Source organism: Alteromonas sp. IB21 (genome assembly GCF_016405965.1).
Taxonomy (GTDB): domain Bacteria; phylum Pseudomonadota; class Gammaproteobacteria; order Enterobacterales; family Alteromonadaceae; genus Alteromonas.
In genome coordinates, this window is the sequence record NZ_JAEFCD010000032.1 from 1 (window position 1) to 18,938 (window position 18,938).

At 45.3% G+C, this 18,938-nt stretch carries 19 protein-coding genes; all 19 read right to left on the reverse strand.

Features of this window, described 5'->3' with window-relative positions:
• Positions 1 to 92: 92 nt before the first annotated feature.
• The 19 genes from JC525_RS17385 to JC525_RS17475 all read right to left on the reverse strand — a co-directional run bounded on the left by JC525_RS17385 (position 93) and on the right by JC525_RS17475 (position 18,920).
• A complete protein-coding gene (locus JC525_RS17385; protein WP_012516782.1) occupies positions 93 to 1,136 on the reverse strand; it encodes a rod shape-determining protein in 1,044 nt (347 codons plus the stop codon).
• 275 nt (positions 1,137 to 1,411) lie between these two features.
• Positions 1,412 to 5,104, reverse strand: a complete 3,693-nt coding sequence (locus JC525_RS17390) for a DUF6701 domain-containing protein (protein WP_198817040.1) — start codon at positions 5,102 to 5,104, stop codon at positions 1,412 to 1,414.
• Positions 5,104 to 5,490 (reverse strand): agglutinin biogenesis protein MshP, encoded by a 387-nt coding sequence (locus JC525_RS17395; protein ID WP_332874129.1) that lies wholly within the window; start codon positions 5,488 to 5,490, stop codon positions 5,104 to 5,106. Before JC525_RS17395 ends, JC525_RS17390 begins: the two co-directional genes overlap by 1 nt.
• Before the next feature lie 91 nt (positions 5,491 to 5,581).
• A complete protein-coding gene (locus tag JC525_RS17400; protein WP_198817044.1) occupies positions 5,582 to 6,325 on the reverse strand; it encodes a prepilin-type N-terminal cleavage/methylation domain-containing protein in 744 nt (247 codons plus the stop codon).
• A complete protein-coding gene (locus JC525_RS17405; RefSeq protein ID WP_198817045.1) occupies positions 6,325 to 6,840 on the reverse strand; it encodes a prepilin-type N-terminal cleavage/methylation domain-containing protein in 516 nt (171 codons plus the stop codon). The genes JC525_RS17400 and JC525_RS17405 overlap by 1 nt, the downstream gene beginning before the upstream one ends.
• On the reverse strand, positions 6,830 to 7,291 hold the full coding sequence (locus tag JC525_RS20160) for a type II secretion system protein (RefSeq protein WP_198817047.1): 462 nt from the start codon (positions 7,289 to 7,291) through the stop codon (positions 6,830 to 6,832). Before JC525_RS20160 ends, JC525_RS17405 begins: the two co-directional genes overlap by 11 nt.
• A 1-nt stretch (position 7,292) precedes the next feature.
• Positions 7,293 to 7,787: a prepilin-type N-terminal cleavage/methylation domain-containing protein gene (locus JC525_RS17415; RefSeq protein WP_198817049.1), complete on the reverse strand. Its 495-nt coding sequence runs from the start codon at positions 7,785 to 7,787 to the stop codon at positions 7,293 to 7,295.
• Positions 7,788 to 7,808: 21 nt separating this feature from the next.
• Positions 7,809 to 8,390: a prepilin-type N-terminal cleavage/methylation domain-containing protein gene (locus tag JC525_RS17420; RefSeq protein WP_198817051.1), complete on the reverse strand. Its 582-nt coding sequence runs from the start codon at positions 8,388 to 8,390 to the stop codon at positions 7,809 to 7,811.
• A 45-nt stretch (positions 8,391 to 8,435) separates the two neighbouring features.
• Positions 8,436 to 8,930 carry a hypothetical protein gene (locus JC525_RS17425; protein ID WP_198817053.1) on the reverse strand — a complete coding sequence of 165 codons (495 nt, stop codon included), beginning with the start codon at positions 8,928 to 8,930 and terminating at the stop codon, positions 8,436 to 8,438.
• Between the two features lie 27 nt (positions 8,931 to 8,957).
• Entirely contained in the window at positions 8,958 to 10,193 is a 1,236-nt protein-coding gene (locus JC525_RS17430) for a type II secretion system F family protein (protein WP_198817054.1), read from the reverse strand.
• On the reverse strand, positions 10,193 to 11,905 hold the full coding sequence (locus JC525_RS17435; RefSeq protein WP_198817057.1) for a GspE/PulE family protein: 1,713 nt from the start codon (positions 11,903 to 11,905) through the stop codon (positions 10,193 to 10,195). Before JC525_RS17435 ends, JC525_RS17430 begins: the two co-directional genes overlap by 1 nt.
• Positions 11,905 to 13,113 carry a tetratricopeptide repeat protein gene (locus tag JC525_RS17440; protein ID WP_198817059.1) on the reverse strand — a complete coding sequence of 403 codons (1,209 nt, stop codon included), beginning with the start codon at positions 13,111 to 13,113 and terminating at the stop codon, positions 11,905 to 11,907. The genes JC525_RS17435 and JC525_RS17440 overlap by 1 nt, the downstream gene beginning before the upstream one ends.
• Positions 13,110 to 14,012, reverse strand: coding sequence for an ExeA family protein (locus JC525_RS17445; RefSeq protein ID WP_198817061.1), 903 nt, complete (start codon positions 14,010 to 14,012; stop codon positions 13,110 to 13,112). The genes JC525_RS17440 and JC525_RS17445 overlap by 4 nt, the downstream gene beginning before the upstream one ends.
• Before the next feature lie 2 nt (positions 14,013 to 14,014).
• Positions 14,015 to 15,772, reverse strand: coding sequence for a pilus (MSHA type) biogenesis protein MshL (mshL, locus tag JC525_RS17450; RefSeq protein ID WP_198817063.1), 1,758 nt, complete (start codon positions 15,770 to 15,772; stop codon positions 14,015 to 14,017).
• Positions 15,756 to 16,082 (reverse strand): agglutinin biogenesis protein MshK, encoded by a 327-nt coding sequence (locus JC525_RS17455; protein WP_332874130.1) that lies wholly within the window; start codon positions 16,080 to 16,082, stop codon positions 15,756 to 15,758. Before JC525_RS17455 ends, mshL begins: the two co-directional genes overlap by 17 nt.
• Before the next feature lie 9 nt (positions 16,083 to 16,091).
• Entirely contained in the window at positions 16,092 to 16,739 is a 648-nt protein-coding gene (gspM, locus tag JC525_RS17460) for a type II secretion system protein GspM (protein WP_198817070.1), read from the reverse strand.
• Positions 16,714 to 17,340, reverse strand: a complete 627-nt coding sequence (locus JC525_RS17465; RefSeq protein WP_198817071.1) for a PilN domain-containing protein — start codon at positions 17,338 to 17,340, stop codon at positions 16,714 to 16,716. Before JC525_RS17465 ends, gspM begins: the two co-directional genes overlap by 26 nt.
• Positions 17,337 to 18,251 (reverse strand): agglutinin biogenesis protein MshI, encoded by a 915-nt coding sequence (locus JC525_RS17470; protein ID WP_198817072.1) that lies wholly within the window; start codon positions 18,249 to 18,251, stop codon positions 17,337 to 17,339. The genes JC525_RS17465 and JC525_RS17470 overlap by 4 nt, the downstream gene beginning before the upstream one ends.
• A gap of 165 nt (positions 18,252 to 18,416) precedes the next feature.
• Complete coding sequence (locus JC525_RS17475) at positions 18,417 to 18,920, reverse strand: hypothetical protein (protein WP_198817073.1); 504 nt, start codon at positions 18,918 to 18,920, stop codon at positions 18,417 to 18,419.
• Positions 18,921 to 18,938: the final 18 nt, after the last annotated feature.

Genomic DNA, 18,938 nt, shown 5'->3' on the forward strand with positions numbered 1-18,938 from the left:
GAAGTTGTCATAAAGAAATCCTCTTTATGTCAACGTATTTCAGGACGGGACACATGATACAAATAAGGCAACCTTACGGTTGCCTTTCCTGTTTATTCGTAGCTAAACAGGTCGCCACCGTGAAGGTCAATCATGTCGAATGCCTTACCACCGCCGCGTGCTACACAGGTTAACGGATCATCAGCGATAACCACTGGAATGCCCGTTTCTTCCATGAGTAATCGGTCTAAGTCTTTAAGTAATGCGCCACCGCCAGTTAGCACCATACCGCGCTCTGATATATCTGAAGCAAGCTCAGGTGGAGACTGTTCTAGTGCAACCATAACCGCAGAAACAATACCGGTTAACGGCTCTTGCAGGGCTTCAAGAATTTCATTGGAATTTAGCGTAAAGCCACGTGGAACACCTTCTGCAAGGTTACGACCGCGCACTTCAATTTCGCGAACTTCTTCACCTGGGTAAGCAGCACCAATTTCATGCTTAATACGCTCAGCGGTTGCTTCACCAATGAGTGAACCAAAGTTACGGCGAATATAGTTGATAATAGCTTCATCAAATTTATCACCACCAATACGAACCGAAGATGAGTACACCACGCCGTTTAGTGAAATGATAGCAACTTCGGTAGTACCGCCACCGATATCAACAACCATAGAGCCTTGCGCTTCAGATACGGGCAAGCCTGCACCAATCGCCGCTGCCATAGGTTCGTCGATAAGGAAGACCTCGCGCGCACCTGCACCTAGCGCAGATTCTTTGATTGCGCGGCGCTCTACTTGGGTTGAACCACAAGGTACACAAACCAAAACACGAGGACTAGGACGAAGAAAATTATTATCATGCACTTGTTTGATAAAGTGCTGGAGCATTTTTTCTGTTACGTAAAAATCCGCGATCACGCCGTCTTTCATCGGGCGAATAGCGCGAATATTGCCCGGCGTTCGGCCAAGCATGCGTTTAGCTTCCGCTCCTACTGCAGCCACGCTTTTTGGGCCAGCTGCTCGCTCTTGGCGAATAGCTACTACTGAAGGTTCATTAAGTACGATACCTTGATCTTTTACATAAATCAGCGTGTTAGCTGTTCCGAGGTCGATGGACAGATCGTTAGAGAACATGCCTCGAAGCTTTTTAAACATGAAGAGTGTATTCCTGTTTTTGTGTTAACGCGTATTTGCAAAGGTGAGATGGCGACGCTTTAACGTGAAGTCGATAGTTATCCGCACACTTTAACAATGGGGGCAATTTTGGGCAAGCGATGCTGTAACTTAGAGCCAAAATAACTGTCATAAAAGAAAGCCGCATGAGCGCTTACCCTGTAAAGGTATACCACAATACGCATTTATCAATTGAATCGAAGGTTAGACCCACTTAATGACCGCGTAAAAAAAAGAAGGTTCAATACACGTTGCGTTTATTCGTTATTGATTTGTTCCCGTTTATAAATGATGTTGTCGTTTCCTCTATACACACCAAAGGTTAACGTGGCACTTGGCGGGTTGTTAGCTTCGCCATCTCCATCCCAATCCCAAAGCAACCAAGTATCGGGAGTGTAAGTTACCGGATAATTACCCGCGCCGTTTGGCGACGACAAACGCATACCTTCGCTGATTACATATGCGCCTTCGCTTAACGTTCCATTTTCAGATGAAATAAGCTCACCTGAAGCATCGTCAACATTAGCGTGAGAAAAATCAGTACAGCTATCGAACGCGTTGATACGCCACGTTTGGCCGTCCCAGTATTGAGTGCGAAGCGGCAGCAATAAGGCTTCATCTGCCCCGCCGTAGTTGTTTATCAGTGTTGCTCGGCCATAAGCGAAACTGATTGCGCCTCCGAAATCGTCGACACATGAACCACCGCAAGAAAGCCCATTAAAGTTTGCGCCTTCTATTTGTCCGCTATCTGCCACCAGCACAATAGCAGCATTGATATAAGCGCCATCGAGCGCTGCGCTGGCTAATCGACTAAATACTACGTCATTGTCAGAAAAGCTAATTTGCCCTGTCGCTCCGCTTTGGGGCCACCCTATCGCGTTTATGTTTTCTAAACGGTCCAGCAAACTTCCGTCATGTTCAACTTGCAGCCCAATGCTTGTTAGTTTGTCGAAGCCATCGTAGTAATTTACCGTGCGGCTGCCATTTTGGTTAAGGGCAGTAAGAGAGAAGCTCACTTCGCTAATTGGCTGACCAAAGTAGTTGAACGCATCATTCGCCGTACACGCCGCCACTACATTTCCCGTCAGTGCAAAATTAGAGGGCGCAAACCTCCCCACATTGTTTACCTCCCCAAGCACGGTAGAGTTTGTTAAGTACGCACTTTGCGCAGCGATAGATATAGTACCAACCTCATCGTAATTTAGAGCCAAGCTAACTTTGCCCTCGTTATCAAAATTAACGGCAGTGGCGCTTAATGAACCTGCTGTCCCACCTGCTGGCAAGATTTGCTGAGGCGTCAGGGTGACACTCCCTGAATAATGTTCGGCTGTGTTGTTATTTGCTAACTCTGCGAAGTTATCTGGTATACCGTCGTTATTGGTGTCTTCGCCATCAACCCACTGCACAGTACGAAGACCGAGTACAAAGTCTTCTCCCGTGCGCTTCAGCAGTGAGCCATTCGCGTTAGTCGCATACCCGTTGGGATTAGTACTGGTGCCACTGTCATTTAAAATATCCATTGCAAAACCGAAAGGGCGAACCGCAAAGATATTTGAAGACCCTGATATCGCATTTCTGTCCGTAATTGTTCCCGTGAGCGACAATTCACCCGCGTCAGGATACTGCACCGTAAACTCCGCCCGAGAGTTTGCATCGAACTGCAGCGCGAATGTTTCTGCTGACAATCCCAATTGATATGTATTGTTGTTATTAGTCAGAGCTAGCTTGTTCGAGCAATTGCTAGCACTTGCGCAATTGTAATTAAGGTCAACATCCACAACTTTGTTTTTTAGGAGTTCCGAATTGCCACACGCCTCCAAAGCATAAGTTTTACCGTTGAAACCTTGATCTGATGGCTTGCCTGATAGCTGGGTAACTATGGTTGTGTTGTCGTCAGAAAGATTTTTAAATACTAAACCATCGTCTTCAAAATTAATCTTACATCCTTCGATCCCCACTTCTTTTCCGCCAACAAAACAGCGAAGCTGGGACGATGGCGTTTCACCTAGCGTTGCAATATTTGTATCGTTTCCTCTCAAGCTTTCTAGGGCTAACGAAATCTGCCCAGTAAACGAGACGACATCGTTTCCGCTCCATGTAAAATTGTTACTATTTTGAGGTGACAGCTTAACCGTTGAAGGCTGTGAGTAAATTAGGTCGCAATTCACATCAGCACAGGCTTTTAGCGTTATCTGTTTTGCCGCGCAGCTACTTCCTTTATTATCCGCTAACTCATAGCGATAGTGATTAAGTACTTCGATTACCTCACGGCCGCATATACCTGGAATATTGGTTGGCACCGTTTGAGTGGCATTAAGGAATAGTTGTCCGCCAGTGGTTATTCCTCCCCCTGCGGTAAAGCGACCAACTAATAGACCATCTTGAATATTGATAAAGTTAATCTCACCAGTCGCGATAACGAAAGTATTTGGATTTGAATTATTTACTATGACATCGCCTTCAACGTATATTGCTACATACGCGCCATCCGCAACATTAATACTGGCACTTTCCATGATAAGGCGAGTTTGAGTTAAGCTTGAAGGGCTTGCCAAAAAGATACGTGTAGGAGCAATGACGTTATAACTTCCAACGAACGATACTTGTTCACGCTTAAAGTAGTAGTCGCCTCCAAGTTCTCTATCTAAGATCGCAGGTCCTGTATCTTCAATAGCCACAGAGGGTATCGCTTTTGCCTGAGAAGCAGTTAGCGCGTCAGTGTTAGTGGCGAAGCAATCAATTGCATCAACGCCACAATCAGGAAGGTTGCGACCATTTCCTCTTGCATCGGTATCGTAGCTTACCGTAGTTAAGGCCCCATTATTTTCATCAATAATTCGACTTCTAGCAGATAAAAATATACCTGAGCCATTAAAAGTCGACAGTGCGCCAGGAAATGCCACGTCACAACTTGGCACTTCACCACTGAATATAAACTCTGATGTCATGGCCAGAATACTGGCATCTTCTTCAGCGTGGTTGCGTTCTGAATCTAAACTTCGGTCTTCATCAACGCGAAGACCTAGTCTGGTATTGCTCACTCCACAACTTCGCAGCCAACCACCGTCTTGTCCATTACGGCTAATCTTACTTGCAGCTACTAAAGGCGTTTGAGCATAGTTATTTTTAAAGTTATTTCGAAAACAGCCGTCACTCCACCCTTGAATGCGCACGTCTGCAAAGTCAGCCTCCCAGACTACTTCTATACCATTGTCATCGAAAAATCGTCGGTCAAACCCTTCTGTAGTGGCCATATAAGCAACTGTTTCGGTGCGCGTAACGGGCTCAAATTCAGTTTCTGATGCTTCCAAGGCTATGTAATATGAGGGCGCCTCATATTTAGCGGCAATGGTTAAAAATGGCAGCAAATATTCATTGGGAGGCTTCTTCCCATTTACGTCTACTTGGTTATTAACAGTTTGAATAGAGTGGAAGAATACGGGCTGCTCACCAAAGTCTGTCTGTAACGGCACTTCTGCATATCGCGCCTCCTCAGTACCCGGAACTAATGGCCCTGATGGAATATACCAAGGCGAGTTGGTAGAAGCTTGGATGGTAGTAGCATCCAGCTCCATTTTCCCTACCTCAACAATGTCGCCGTCAGGGAATTCGTGAACGCCGAAGGCAATGGCTAAATAATGAGCCCCCATTGTGATATGAGGGCCATCTTCACCAGAGGGCTCAAGCGGCAATGCTTCAAAACCGGTTCTGGTAACGTTGCGAATTTTGACTATAGCAGGGTTATTACCTTGGTTTGTTGAGAGCATAAAAACCGCTGGCGGCTCATCGTAAACCTGCGAAAAACTAATTGTGGTCCACTCTGCCTTGTTATAAGTGTTTTGAAGTTCAATGAACCTACCTTCAATTTGAGGTACGGCAAACACCGGCAGTACCAATACAGATAGCCCCGCCAATAATAGGGCTCGAATAAGGGATATATGGTATGTCATTATTCTTCCTGCCTTACTTCAACAAGCACGCGTTTTGAGGTTTCAAGTTGGCCTATACTGCACTGCGCTTGTGATGCCAATGCATAAACTCTAATTTCGCCGGCGGCAACTTCAGGCTCTTCAACCTCGACCTCTACATCGCAAGAGAGTGTGATTACACAATTTTGTACGTTAGCTGCATTTATAGTTACTGGCTGAGTAATAACCGCACATGCTGGGTTATTACCGTTAATTAGTCTTGATATCGCAACTTCCATTCCGCTTTGTGCGGCCAGATAAGCCCGAGCACCATAATATTCAATGGATTGCTGGCGGATGTTGGATGAAATTTGATTAGACAGCGCAATACCAAGCCCTAAAAGCACAATACTTATAACAATAGCCACAATAGTCGTAGAACCTTTTTGCCGAGCAGGCGAACTACATAGACCGACAGGGCGTCGTTTTTTGCTGTGACTAACGTTTGGTCGCGTTTTTTTATGGCACATTGGGGAAATGAACCTCATGTACAACCGATATCTGCTCATCATCACTACTCTCTAGCGTCATTTGCAGCTCTATAAGACCATTTTGTCGTAGGCCTGCGGTCACTACGTTTGCGCTCCACGATGCCACATTAGTACCAATAACGCCGGAAGTAGCACCTTGGGTTCTTATTAAACGCTCACCTTGGGCGGTAGATGTTCTGCATACTGTCACTTGCGCTTCAGGAACAAAGAAACGTTTGCCTGGGGAAGCTTGCGTATTGGGTGCGCTAAGTGTGAGATCATACTGATTGTCGCTAGTCGGGTCGGCAGCGGCATCTGCAATAACATCAATAGTTCGCCCGTTGTCAGTCACGCTCTGCGGATTTGTCGGGTATATAACCAGAGTATCATTCACACTCAACTGACTATTGAACACGACTACGTGCATGGGGTTATTAAACGCATCGCCCACGTAGGTGCCACTTTCTTTTATCGGATAATAAGAAAGGCACCCTAAACTTGCGTCAAATGACACAGAGTTTGGCACCACATTGCGTAACTCTTTTTCCAGTCGCAAAATAATAAAACGCGCGTCAGAAACAAGGCGAGTACGCTCTGCACCAGTTATATAAATTTGCGCACTTAACGAAATCACCTGCGCCACAGAAACGCTAATTACGCCTAAAATAATGATAACCAAAATTAGCTCTATAAGCGTAAAACCGCGCTGGCGCTGGACTTGTCGTGGAGTCATTAATAGCTCCCTCGATAAGCGCTGAAGTTGTAAACTTGGCCGTCTGGCGCGGTAACTGCGATATCAATACGCTTGAACGTTTGACCGTCAGTTGGCGTGCTATCGTTTAGATCACTGTCGTAATCTACCGTTACGGCAAAGCTGAAATTGTTATAGTTTCCCCCCACATTACTAACCACATGGCCATTGTAGTCGTCGACATCGTCATACTCGTCTTCGTTAGCTTCTTCAGGTCCGAGTGTTGTTGAGCAATTTCCTTTGGCATTACAGGTTTCGAAAGGCGGGCTTCGGTCGCTGTTTTCATCATAGGAGCGACTAAGAATGTCGTTCATTAACGACTGACCTAACTTCGCAGCTTTTACTTGACGAAATGGCTCGGCGGTTTGTTCTGCTTGCGGCACAATTAGCGACAGCACGATAGTTAGGCTAATAGTGAAAACCACAATACCAATCACCAGCTCTAACAACGTGAACCCTTTCGCATTTTTAAAAGCACTCGCCCTTTTAGCACGCATAAATGGCTCCTTCACTCTGAAGGCACACAGCAAAGGTGCTTATCTGAATTTTGCAGTTCGTTGAGCACGCGATGTTTCGCGGTCTGCCAAAACCATCAAATTGGATTTGAGAATAACTATTGCCGTTTTCATCGGCAGTTTGAAAGGAAAAATCGGTACTAGATGCATTGACGACCTGATCATCGTCAAAGGCGGTAGTAAGTGAATTTGCACAATTGTGACCAGCAGGTGGTGCAATGACGGTTGCAGTGACTTTTACACAACTGTTGTCTTGTACGTTTTGCATGGCGCGAAGCTGCATATTGCGCACTAACTGAAGGGTTCTGTCGCGAAGCGCGATAGCTTCTTCGGCGTCGCTACCAAGAAAACGAGGTGCGGCGGTAACCGCCAGCACCCCGATAACCAATATGGTTATAATAAGTTCTACTAAAGTAAAACCGTTTTTTTTCACACTATGGGGCTTCGCAAGGAGTAACCGTTACAACGGGACGCACCCCCTCTCCAGTTGAGTTTACGTAAGAAAGAGAACAATTTGCACCTGCGTCTGGAGCCTCATCATAATCTCCTGTGTAATAAATCGTAACCGTATCTTCTCCATTTGATACTGCTGCATAGTCACTACCGTCGCCAAGTTTAACCTCAATTATTGATGTTAAATTGGCAACGTCTCCTGCATCCGGGTAGCCATAGACAACTCCAATTGTCGTACCATCTACTACAACGGTTGATTCATCAACTCCAGCAGCATCTTGAATTAAAGATTTTCCGTAAACAATTGAAGCTGCAGACTCAATAGAACCGGCAATTCCCTGAAGCACAGAATCACGGGCATCATCTTGAAGGTTTAAAAATTTAGGGGCTGCAGTTACTGCCAGTATGCCAAGCAATACAATGACTATGATCAGTTCTATTAACGTAAAACCCTGTTGTTTTGATACTTTTTGCATAATTAAATTCCTAAGTATTGATTAAAAAACGGTTACCTGCCCTGTCGCAGGGTTGTAAGTGAAACCGTCGAAAATAGCGCCATCCGGAGCACCGTTTTGAGGTGAGGTGTTACTAGGTAACCCCATCGATTCAACTAAATAATAAACGCATTGAACATTGTTTCCCGAGCGGTCTTCACGGACGGCGTATCGGAATTCAGCAACCACATCATCATTAGTTGACGTAGTATTTGTTGGTGCTGATTGCAGAATAAGGTCGAATACGTTTTTGCACTCGGTCGCATTAACAGAGGTAATGAGTGTATTTCCTGAAGCACTCCCGGTAGGGTAGCCCACTGTCCCATCAACTCCGACTGGCGTTTGATCAAAAATTACAGACGTACCATCGCCATTATTATCGAATGGTCGACCTTCCACTTCCCACTGAGCCCTAACAAGACCGACCGCTGCTGCGAACCCACCAGCAACGCCTTCAACGCTGGCCTCTCGTGCTTCGTCAGTAACATCAATAAAGCGCGGTAGTGCGGTTGCCGCCAATAGACCTAATATAATGACAACGATAATCAACTCAATGAGAGTGAAGCCATGCTGTTTCGAGTTCATGATATCTCCTTGGTTACAAAGCAAGCGGGCCGCTTCGACGCTTAGTTAACTGTTTATTTCTATCACAACGCCGCTACCCGCGTTGTACTCAAACCAAACTCCGTTGTGTATGAAAAACACACACTGGAGATAGCCATTTACATATTCATCGCGTACCACTATCTCCGATGGCATGGTCATTTTCCGTAACGTCGCTAGCGTATATAAATACTCACAGGCTTTACCTTGACCTTTAGCAAGACCTTCAGGCCATCCTTTCGCATTTATGTAAAGCTCCGCTGCCACGTCTTTTTGCTGCTGAATATTTCCACTAGCGTCAAACTCGGTTTCGTATATCAAAACCGTTTGCTGCTTCGTTTTTATCCACTGCGCCCTTGCCAGCATCACTACGCGCTGAAATTGAGCAACGGCATTCTCTTTATTAACGTCTTCAGCTTCTTTAACTATCGATGTCGCATGGTAGATATAGGATGATAAAACGATAGCTAGCAACGTTCCTATCACAATAAAGTTAAGCAAACCCGTCTTAGAACCAGCCACTTAATTCTCCACTCTACGCGCGCCCACTTAACCGCCTTTTACCGCAGACATCATGTTCCACATTGGCGTAAATATACCCAGCGCCAGTATCAGCACCATGATGGCAACGAACCCTATCAAAATTGGCTCTATCTTGGCCGTTAAGCTCTTAAGATCGAAATCAACCTCTCGTTCGTAGTAACCAGCGCTTTCCTCTAGCAGCGTTTCCAAACGACCGGTCTCTTCACCCACCGCTACCATCTGTAGGACAATGGTCGAAAACAGTTCGCTATTTTTCGACACTCTTAGCAAACTTTCGCCTTTTTCAATGCCCAAACGCATTTCTTTAATGCGCATCTGCATGTAAGCGTTATCCACAGCATCAGCGGTTAAAGACAGCCCCGCTGTTAATGGCACACCTGCACGCAGTATCATAGAAAAACTACGGCTATATCTTGAGAGTAATGATCGCTCAATAATGCTTCCCACAACAGGCAACTTTAGTTTAATTTTGTCCCACTTGAGTCGTCCATTAGTCGAATTAACATATTGTTTAGTCGAGAAAACTCCTCCACTAATGATGAGTAAAAGCAGCCACCAATAGTTAACAAAGAAATCTGATGTTCCTATCAGTATGCGAGTCATCAGCGGCAATTCTGTATCAAAACGCTCAAACATTTGTGTGAAAACAGGCACAACAAATATGTTCAAAATAAACATAGCAATTACTAGAGCAATGACTACAAAGGAGGGATAACGAAGCGCCGATTTTATGCGTTTTCGCGTTTCTTGTTCTCTTTCGAAATAAAGCGCAAGCTGTAAAAACACGTCATCTAATTTACCGGTATTTTCGCCTACCACCACTACCGATATGGTCAATCTTGTAAACACGCTTTCATACTTAGACATGGCCACCGATAAACTTCGCCCCTGTTCTAGCTGGTCGGCAATATCTTTTAATATTTCTTGAAAGCGTTTGTGAGACGCGTTTTCGCTCAGCCCCTTTATGGCTCGAATAATGGGAATACCAGCTTTTAACAAAGAGTACATTTGACGAGAAAAGATGATCATCTCATCTAACCCGACTTTCGGCTCAAAAAGTTGCCCTATATCAAAGCCTTCACCTTGAATAGAAGCCTCTGTTTTCTTTGCCTCTTCAATAGTGACGGGAATGATATTTTTTGACAGCAATGCCTGCGCCGCGGCTTGCGCAGACGCGGCTTCGATAACCCCTTTCATGGGACTACCTTGTGCTGATTTCCCCGCATAGCTAAATTGCGCCATTAGTGATTCACCACCTCAGGAACAAATTCTGCGACTTTAAACACTTCGTCCAACGAGGTTTTTCCGCGGGCCGCATAATCTAGGGCCATATGCGAAAGCGGAATAAAGTCCTTATTTGCCTTTGTCGCATCAACAAATCCCTGCGTATTATCATCACGCAAGGCCTCCATCATGTCTTCATTCATCTCTAGAAATTCAAAGACACCAATACGCCCTTTGTAGCCTGTATGGTTGCAGCTGTTACAACCTCTTCCTTTGTAAAAAGAAGCGTTAGCAAGTTCTGGTTTTAAGAAACGAACCCAAGCCTGCTCTTGAACCGTAGGCGGTCGCTCAGCTTTACAGTTTTCACACACGCGGCGAACTAATCGTTGAGCGATGACACCACGTAATGAAGTCGCCACTAGATAAGGTGCCGCGCCCATATCAATCAGGCGAATAGCACTGGTTACCGCGTCGTTGGTATGAAGGGTACTCAGCACCAAGTGACCGGTAAGGGCCCCTCGAAGGCCTATCTCAACGGTCTCTTGATCACGCATTTCCCCCACCATGATAATGTCGGGGTCCTGACGTAAGGTCGTACGTAAAATAGCCGCGAAATCTAAACCTATCTTGGTATTAACTTGAACCTGGTTAATGCGAGGCAAGCGGTATTCAATTGGGTCTTCCGCGGTAATTATTTTCAAATCTGGCTTATTTAACTCGCTTAACGCACCATACAACGTAGTGGTTTTACCTGATCCAGTCGGCCCCGTTACCAAAATCATTCCGTGAGGACGGTTAATCGCTGCCCGAAATTTTTCAGCCATTGCCACTGGCATACCCGTTTGGTCAAGAGTTAGCAGACCAGCAGATTGATCGAGAAGACGCATTACAACCGCTTCACCGTTCGCAACAGGCATGGTCGATACACGTACATCTATAGTGTGGCCTTTGACTTTGATGTTAAAACGCCCGTCTTGAGGAATTCGTTTTTCAGAGATATCAAGGCCCGACATTAGCTTAAGCCTAAGCACTAGAGCAGAAGCAATTTTTACTTGATCCAGTGTGTTTTCCTGCAGTACGCCATCGACCCGCTGACGGATGCGAAGAATTGTTTCATCGGGTTCAATGTGGATATCCGATGCGCGCACTTGAACCGCGTCTTCAAAGATAGAATGAAGGAGCTTAACGACCGTTGCGTCAGAGGTGTTTTCATCGAGGGCTGATAATTGAAAGTCGCCTTCATCAGCGTATTCTTCACCTAACTTCTCTGCAAAAGACGCAATATCTTGGGTACGACGATACACGCTATCAAACGCTTCAAGCATCTGACTTTCCTGAACGATAGCAAGCTCAATATTGCGAGGCGCTACAAGCGGGCCTAACTGATCTAGGCCACCTAAATCAGTAGGGTCACTCATTCCTATTAGCACTTCGTCGTCATTTGCTTCAAGCACTAAGGCACGATATCGGCGTGCGTAAGTTTCCGGGATAAGTTGCGCTTGCTCCGGATCTATTCGGCGCTGAGTAATGTCTAAAAAAGGAATATTTAATTGCTGCGCTAGAAAACGAAGAAGTTGGTGTTCGCTGATGAAACCCAAATCGATAAGTGTATCCCCTAACTTACGTCCGGACATACGTTGGCTTGCTAGCGCTTCATGAAGCTGCTCACTTGAAATAATAGCTTCGTGAACTAATAAATCGCCAAGGCGCATCTTTAATCGAGGTCGCATTAAGGTTGCTCCTTTAAGTCGTTGAGGCGCGATCTGGCGTACTGCGCTGACGCAGTAGAAAGTCCGCCGATAGCGAGCGCTCTAGAGTATGAGGATAAAGCCAGATTGGCATTGTTTAATACATCGTAGTTGACACCTAATGCCAACCACCATTTTGCGTTTTCTGGCTGAAGTGACGTCATTGCGCTGAATGCCGATACCGCTTGTGCTGGTTTATTTATGGTTTGCGCCGCCGTCCCTTTTAATATGAGATAGTCCGCCCGTTTTTCAGCTAGGGCTTTCGCGTCGAGGTGGTCAGGCATAAGGTTTATGACCTCTTCAAAACGATTTTCTTGCACTAAAATTTTGGCCATTAATTCACGCCACTCTAAATTCTCTGGGGAGAGCATGATGCCTTCAGATAAAACTCGCAGTGCTTGTTGGTTATTATTTTGACCAAAATATAGGGCAGCAAGCTGTTTCCTTGCCTGTTCATTTTTTGGAGAGGTCGTCAACGCAAGGGTAAAGCTTTTCTGTGCCTCGTCGAACATACCAAAATTGTAGGCTTTAAGCCCTGCTTCAAGGTGCAGAGCACTTTGCTCTTCTGGTGATTTAGGCGCAACGTCGACGGTTGGTTGTCTTGATATGATGCTCGGCGGCGTTTGTGACTCTCTGGTTTCTCTTTCATTTTCGCTATTGCTGACCGCTATCACTGCTTCTTTGCTGTTGGGCGCAGAAATTTTATCCGCTGTGCGAGTGTTAGTGTTCGATTGCTCAGTCGACGGCTTGCCCTTCGCTTGCGCTCTATACTCAGCCTCGTCGTCTTCAACTGTTTCATCAATACGAGTAAAAACAAGGTCGACAACATCCGAAGGCGTGGCTTGATAAGCTAAATCTTGGTCAGATAAGGGCGTTGATGTCATCCCCTCTCGTTTATTTTCAGATTCTGCCGTCAAACTTTGCTTGTGCTTATCTTCAAGGCGTTCCACCGCTTTTTGCGGACTGGCAGCGTTTGTATATGCCGAGTTATCGCTTTCATTGTTATTAAAAACAAAATTGTCAAAAACAAAACCAAAAAATAGCCACGACAGAGTAAGGACAATTACAAATACAATGCAGATTTTGAGCAGAGGCGAGCGCTGAGATACTTCGACGGTGGGCGGCAACCCAAAGTCTTCGGATTGATTGCGGTTGTCTAAGGACTTAAGCGTGTCGTTTAAGATGCTCATAAACCACCTGCTCCATAAATATGCAGCATGCCGAAGGCTCCTAATACCGCGAGAGACGCCAAAACAATACTTTGCCTAGGTATGAAACGACGTTTGCAGTCGTCGGTATCAAGCACGGCATTCACGGTATGGAACCAGTTCGCGGAGCTTTTACCTTGACTATAGGCGCGAAGCAAAATTTTATGGCAAACAATGTTAACCAGTCTAGGTGTACCTTTGGTTACTAAGGCAATGAATGCGCGTAACCCCCTTGATATGAGATGCTCGTCTCCACCCGCTGTCGTCAGTCTATGCGCGATGTAGTAATCAACTTCAGGAGAGGTCATGGTGCGCAATGTATAGGAAAAGCTTATACGCTGGCGGATTTGTCTTACCCTTGGGTTAGCTAAATTGTCATCGAGCTCAGGCTGACCGAACATCACAATCTGTAGAAGCTTACTTTTTTCAGTCTCAAGATTACTGAATAAGCGAAGCATTTCTAGCGCATCCCAGCTTAACGACTGCGCCTCATCAATAATAAGTACCGCCTGACGCCCTTCTTTTTTCAGCGCTAAAAGTTTAGTCTCAATTGCGCTATGCACTCCTTGCAACTCTGCCTTTGCGTTTACTTCTAAACCTAATTCTTTAGCAAACGCAAAGCGCAGCTCGTCTGGTGACAAATAAGGGTTCGGTAGATAGCACGCCACAAATTTATCTGAGAGGTGATTAATTAACTTACGGCACAATAGGGTTTTGCCCGTCCCCACCTCTCCTGTAACTTTTATAAACCCTTCTGACATGCTTAATGCCGTCAGAATAACTTTCAACGCTTCATTATGCGGTGCTAACGCACAAAAGAACTCCGTATTTGGCGTAAGCGAAAACGGCATGTCTTTGAAGTGATAAAAGTGCTGGTACATAGTTACTCTCTATACCACTGATCAAGTAGCGACTGAGTGCGAAGGCGCTGCTTTTCCCATGTGTCCGGCTGCACGACAGAAGGACGTATCAAGATGACTAATTCGCGCTTACTTTGCGTTTTCGCCTTGTTTTTAAAGGCATTGCCGATGAAAGGAATATCGCCTAACAGCGGTGTTTTCGACTCTTGCTCGCTGGTTACGGTTTCCATCAGCCCACCAATAACCACAATCTCTCCATCGCGGGCACGAATTACCGTGTCAGACTCTCGAATGTTGCTCTGTGCAAGGGGGAGCAAAATTTGCTGGTCGCCTACTTGAATCACTTTGGTTTGCTCAGCTGTCTCGGTTACCGACGGATGGACATGGAGTATAACCGAGCCACTTTTGTCAATTTGTGGAGTAACATCTAACGCAATACCTGAGAAAAATGGCGTAAGCTCAATGTCGTTTTCGTTTTCAGTCTGTGTGGCGCTTTGATCTTCGCTGGTTGACACATCAGTGACGAAATATTCATCTTGGCCAACCTTTATGACTGCCTTTTGATTATTAGTTACTGTAACTCTTGGGTTGCTCAGCATCTGAACATCACCTTGGGTTTGCAGCATGTTAATCACGCCATCAAAGTCGCCTCGCGATATACGAAGTGTAGAAACCCCACCAATATCCGAGGATATGGTGTTGCCAATTGCGTTCACTGCATTGATAGCCGGGTTTATTCCTGCAGCCGTATTAGCCGCGAAATTAGAAGCCAGCGCACCTCCGCTGAAACCAAAGTTCACGCTTCCGGTAAGCCCGCTCGCAATACGGTCCCAACGCACGCCCTGTTGATACCCGTCATTCAGCGTAACTTCAATAATACGCGCTTCTAGCACAACTTGACGCTGTAGGCTTTCTTGGCTTTGATTGAGGAAGTCTCTCACCACTGCAATTTCACTGGGCAATGCACGAACGGTAACCAGGCCTGCTTGGGGGGATACAACCACTTGACGGCCTTCTGTTGGAGACACCAAAACCTTCAACGCTTCTTTTAAGTCGCTCCAAAAATCATTTTCACTGGTCGTTTGAATGTTAGAGCCGTTAAGCTGCTGAATGTTATTACCGCCTTGACCACCAAAGCCACCTTGACCGCCAAATCCTCCTTGGCCACCCAATGCGTTGCCGCTAATGTTGTTATTACCGTTTATACCGCCGTTGTTACCACCGTTGTTTTGGTCCTGCTCACTCACTCCGCCAGCAATAACGCTCACATTTGATACGCCAAACCGTTTGATCATTAGAAAGTTAACGGGGATAGACTCGGTTTTTAATTGAGACGGCATGACCTGAATGACCTTGCCTTCCAAAAATACATCCAATGGATACATTCTAGAGACAATGGTTAATACATCGTCAAGTGCTACGTCTTTGAGCGTTAGGCTAATTTGTCCAGATACTGCGGGATGAACCGCTACGCTGTAAGGCGTATCCTCAACCAATGCATCAAAGAAGGGGCGCACGTCAACGTTATTTGCCGAAACCGCAAACGTTTTTTGAGACACAGGCGCAGGAAGTGATTGATAACGGGCAACCTCAGACAGCAACTCTTGATTTAATTGAGGTGGAGGAGCTGGCACGCTAGACGTATTATTCTGCGAACGGTTAAGTTCATCGCGAATGTGAGGTTTTACTTCCTCTCCAACACCGTACGTTTGACAACCAGCAAGAACACATGTTGCTGCCATAACCAGTACATGTAAAGTGAGATTATTTTTTAATTTCATATTCATACATTCTTAGTGTTTTTTGCTGACGCCCGTCGGTTATAACCACGTCTTTAGAATTAATTTTGGAAATGGTGTACTCACCAAGCATATCGCCCTCGCGATAAGATTTTCCGGATATGATGGCGCTGAAACTACCACTGCGTGAAAAAATGGATTGAAGCGCTAACTCACCGTCAGCGGTACTTTTTTCACTAGGCATGCTGGTAACCCCTATTGCGGGCTTTGTCGGGTCTAGGGCGGCCAAAGCAGGGGAAAGCGCCACGATAATTAGCACAGCACTTATCAATATCATTGTAGAAAGCTTCACATTATCTCCTTATAGCGAGATGAAAGTTGCGTTACTACTCACCGTTGCTAACCCGAGAGCGAGTGTCGCAGTAGGATATTCGTCTACACGGTACGTAAATTCTGTTACTACTACCTTCTCTGGCGCTGCTTGTAAGCGTGCTAGGTAATGACGTAGATCGAAGTAGCTGCCCTCAATAACTAAGCGCATGTTATGACGATAGAACGGCGTACTTTGTGTATCTCCCTCGCCAAACCGAATGGTTTGTGTTGGCTCCACACTAAAGTTACGCAGGCGTATATCGTTTTCTTCGTTCAACAGTGTCATCAGCAAGTCGGGCATTTTATCTGCAGCGACAAACCCTTCGTCAAATGCGAGTAACGCCTCATCTGTTGCAAGCAATGCTTTTCGTGCATCATCCAATGATTGCTGCATCCGTTGGGTGTAATCGATAGAGAGAGCCTGCTGAATTGCATCTCTTTGGATGATCAGGGCCTTCTGCTCACTTTCCTTTCTTGCAAGTGACTTATCTGCCGCTGACAGCCTGTCCAGGGCCGGCGAAATGCCAAACCAAAAGAAGAGGTAAACAATAAGCCCAGCGCTTACCCATAAAATGAGCTGTTTTTCTCTATCTTGTAGCGCTGAGAACTTTTCAGAGAGTTGTTGATATTGACTCATCAGCCTCTCCCACGAAATCAGTAGATATAAAAAATTCTTTTACGTTTTCATTTCCGTCAACTTCATCAAATTTTACCGACGAAAATGTTTTCCCTTCAAAGAATGGCGACTGTTGTAGCGCTTTCAGCCATTGCGGTATAACAGACGGAGTTACCGTCTGACCTGCCAATCGAATTCGTTGTGTATTCATTTCGACATCGGTTAGCCAAAGATTGGGATTGTGGTAGTTAGCCAAGTCATCCATCACTTCACCGTATCGAGTAGCGTCAAATGAAAGCTCTCCGCTTTCAAGGTAAGCCAACAATTGCTTCCTGTTATCAATTTTTGAATTTACACGGTCTAGCTGTTTCTGCAGATTTTTCGTATCTCGCTTTGTTTCAAGCGCTGTATTCAACGTTTTGATTTCGCTCTCAATCACCTTAATTGAAGCGGTTTTCTGTGCTAACTCATCTTGCTTGCTGTTTAAGACAAGGTTAAGCAAAATTACCGCACTAACCATAATTGTTAGCACTCCGCCTGTTATAAAAAGTACGTTAGAAAGTGGAAGGCGCTCTTTCTTAGGTTTTAATGACCAGTGGTAGAGGTTAATCGTTTTTTTCATTGGCCCTCTCTCGCTGCAACAAGCGCACTAGCCAAAGCAAAATGACAGGTTGGCTCTACCACATCAGCTAATTGTAGCCGTGGCGTAAACACGTTCATTGCTGCTGGTTGAAATGGCTTTAAACGCTCTATAACTGGCATACAGTCGAACTGAGTATTAAATAGAATTTCTTTCAGCGGAGGTTGCTTTAACTGCGACTCATAAAAATCCATTGAACGCTGAATTTCTAGGCCTAGGGCATCGCTTAGCTGCGAAAAACCTGCGTCATCATTTACCTTATTTACAAAGCCTCGAAGACGACGGGCCAGCCAAATTGCTCGCGAGCGAACAATCATTAAAAAGGGTTCGCTGTCGGGCTCTTGAACAATGAGTAGGCGTGCATAATCGTCATCAGGCACCATTTCGGTAACCAATATTTCTTTGGTATGAATATGAGTCAGCGCCTGCTTTTTCTTTCTTGCTATCGTTTTAACTACAGAAGATAAGGGAGATTTCTCGGTAGCAAACACATTTATTTTCTTACCGCCCGTGCGCGTTTGTACGGGATAGTCAACATAGTCCAATACCATATTGTTAGCGTCGTAGGGCACTAACTCACCGAGCGTCCAAGGTAAAGCAACCGCTATGTCCTCTTCCGGCACGTCTGGCCTTTCTACTTGGACCATCTGATACATATCTTGAGAAAGTACGATAGATAGACCAAATGATTCTTTTTCAAATGCGCTTAACGCACCGCTTATCTGTTTATCAAGAGGACCTAGCGGATCAAAAGGGAAAGACGTAACCGAACCGAGCGCAACGCTATTGTCGCCACAATCAACAGCAACAACATGCAGCTCAGCGGCACTTATAGATATTCCTATAGTGAGCGTTGTTTTTTTCGTTTGCGAAGAGAACGGTTTAGAAAACATAAATCCACTTTGCTCGTTAATGTCGAGGATTACCGTATGATTAACAATACCCCAATGCGTTATTGAGTAATATAACGCTCACTAAAAAGTAGACTAATTATCTAAAGAGAACAAACACCTACATAAGTATAACCTAATGAGCAAGAAAGTTATCTGAAGTAGTATTTAGTTAGTAAGGCTGGTCACTGAACCGTCAGCAGGAAAGTAATCGAAATAACTTCCGCTACTTAGACTAAAGCGGCACCAATAATTATCTTCGCTCTCATCTAATTCTGCGTAATACCGAGCGTTAACTTTAAAGCCGTCCACACGCAAAGGCGCGGCCACTAAAGCTTTCCATATATTCTCGCATCCTGTATCTGATAATTCATAGCTAGGCCAACCATTGTGGCTCATGCGGACGGGCGTTCGGTTAATCTCACTGCCTGATTCATCATAGTGAATAAGCATAATCATGGTTGTCGGCTGCCGAACTCGCCATTGCCAGTGAGAGGCAACAATATGACGCTTGAATTTATCTAATTGAGCAGCAAAAGCTTTGGTTGTTGTATCTTCTTCTCCTGTGTGGAAAAAGCTCATGGTAAGCCCTAGCGTTAAAGCGAAGACGACAGCAACAAGTGCCTTCGTGATAGTTGCTATGGAAGACGTTTCGTTGTTGTTTTTTATCATTAGCCTTCTCTCAATCGA

Bases quoted from the DNA above. Each gene is read 5' to 3' on its own strand.
- JC525_RS17400 (WP_198817044.1), bottom strand. From the start codon at position 6,325: ATGACTCCACGACAAGTCCAGCGCCAGCGCGGTTTTACGCTTATAGAG.
- gspM (WP_198817070.1), bottom strand. From the start codon at position 16,739: ATGAGTCAATATCAACAACTCTCTGAAAAGTTCTCAGCGCTACAAGAT.
- JC525_RS17415 (WP_198817049.1), bottom strand. From the start codon at position 7,787: ATGCAAAAAGTATCAAAACAACAGGGTTTTACGTTAATAGAACTGATC.
- JC525_RS17420 (WP_198817051.1), bottom strand. From the start codon at position 8,390: ATGAACTCGAAACAGCATGGCTTCACTCTCATTGAGTTGATTATCGTT.
- mshL (WP_198817063.1), bottom strand. From the start codon at position 15,772: ATGAAATTAAAAAATAATCTCACTTTACATGTACTGGTTATGGCAGCA.
- JC525_RS17405 (WP_198817045.1), bottom strand. From the start codon at position 6,840: ATGCGTGCTAAAAGGGCGAGTGCTTTTAAAAATGCGAAAGGGTTCACG.
- JC525_RS17440 (WP_198817059.1), bottom strand. From the start codon at position 13,113: ATGAGCATCTTAAACGACACGCTTAAGTCCTTAGACAACCGCAATCAA.
- JC525_RS17435 (WP_198817057.1), bottom strand. From the start codon at position 11,905: ATGCGACCTCGATTAAAGATGCGCCTTGGCGATTTATTAGTTCACGAA.
- JC525_RS17390 (WP_198817040.1), bottom strand. From the start codon at position 5,104: ATGACATACCATATATCCCTTATTCGAGCCCTATTATTGGCGGGGCTA.
- JC525_RS17430 (WP_198817054.1), bottom strand. From the start codon at position 10,193: ATGGCGCAATTTAGCTATGCGGGGAAATCAGCACAAGGTAGTCCCATG.
- JC525_RS17465 (WP_198817071.1), bottom strand. From the start codon at position 17,340: ATGAAAAAAACGATTAACCTCTACCACTGGTCATTAAAACCTAAGAAA.
- JC525_RS17385 (WP_012516782.1), bottom strand. From the start codon at position 1,136: ATGTTTAAAAAGCTTCGAGGCATGTTCTCTAACGATCTGTCCATCGAC.
- JC525_RS17475 (WP_198817073.1), bottom strand. From the start codon at position 18,920: ATGATAAAAAACAACAACGAAACGTCTTCCATAGCAACTATCACGAAG.
- JC525_RS17445 (WP_198817061.1), bottom strand. From the start codon at position 14,012: ATGTACCAGCACTTTTATCACTTCAAAGACATGCCGTTTTCGCTTACG.
- JC525_RS17470 (WP_198817072.1), bottom strand. From the start codon at position 18,251: ATGTTTTCTAAACCGTTCTCTTCGCAAACGAAAAAAACAACGCTCACT.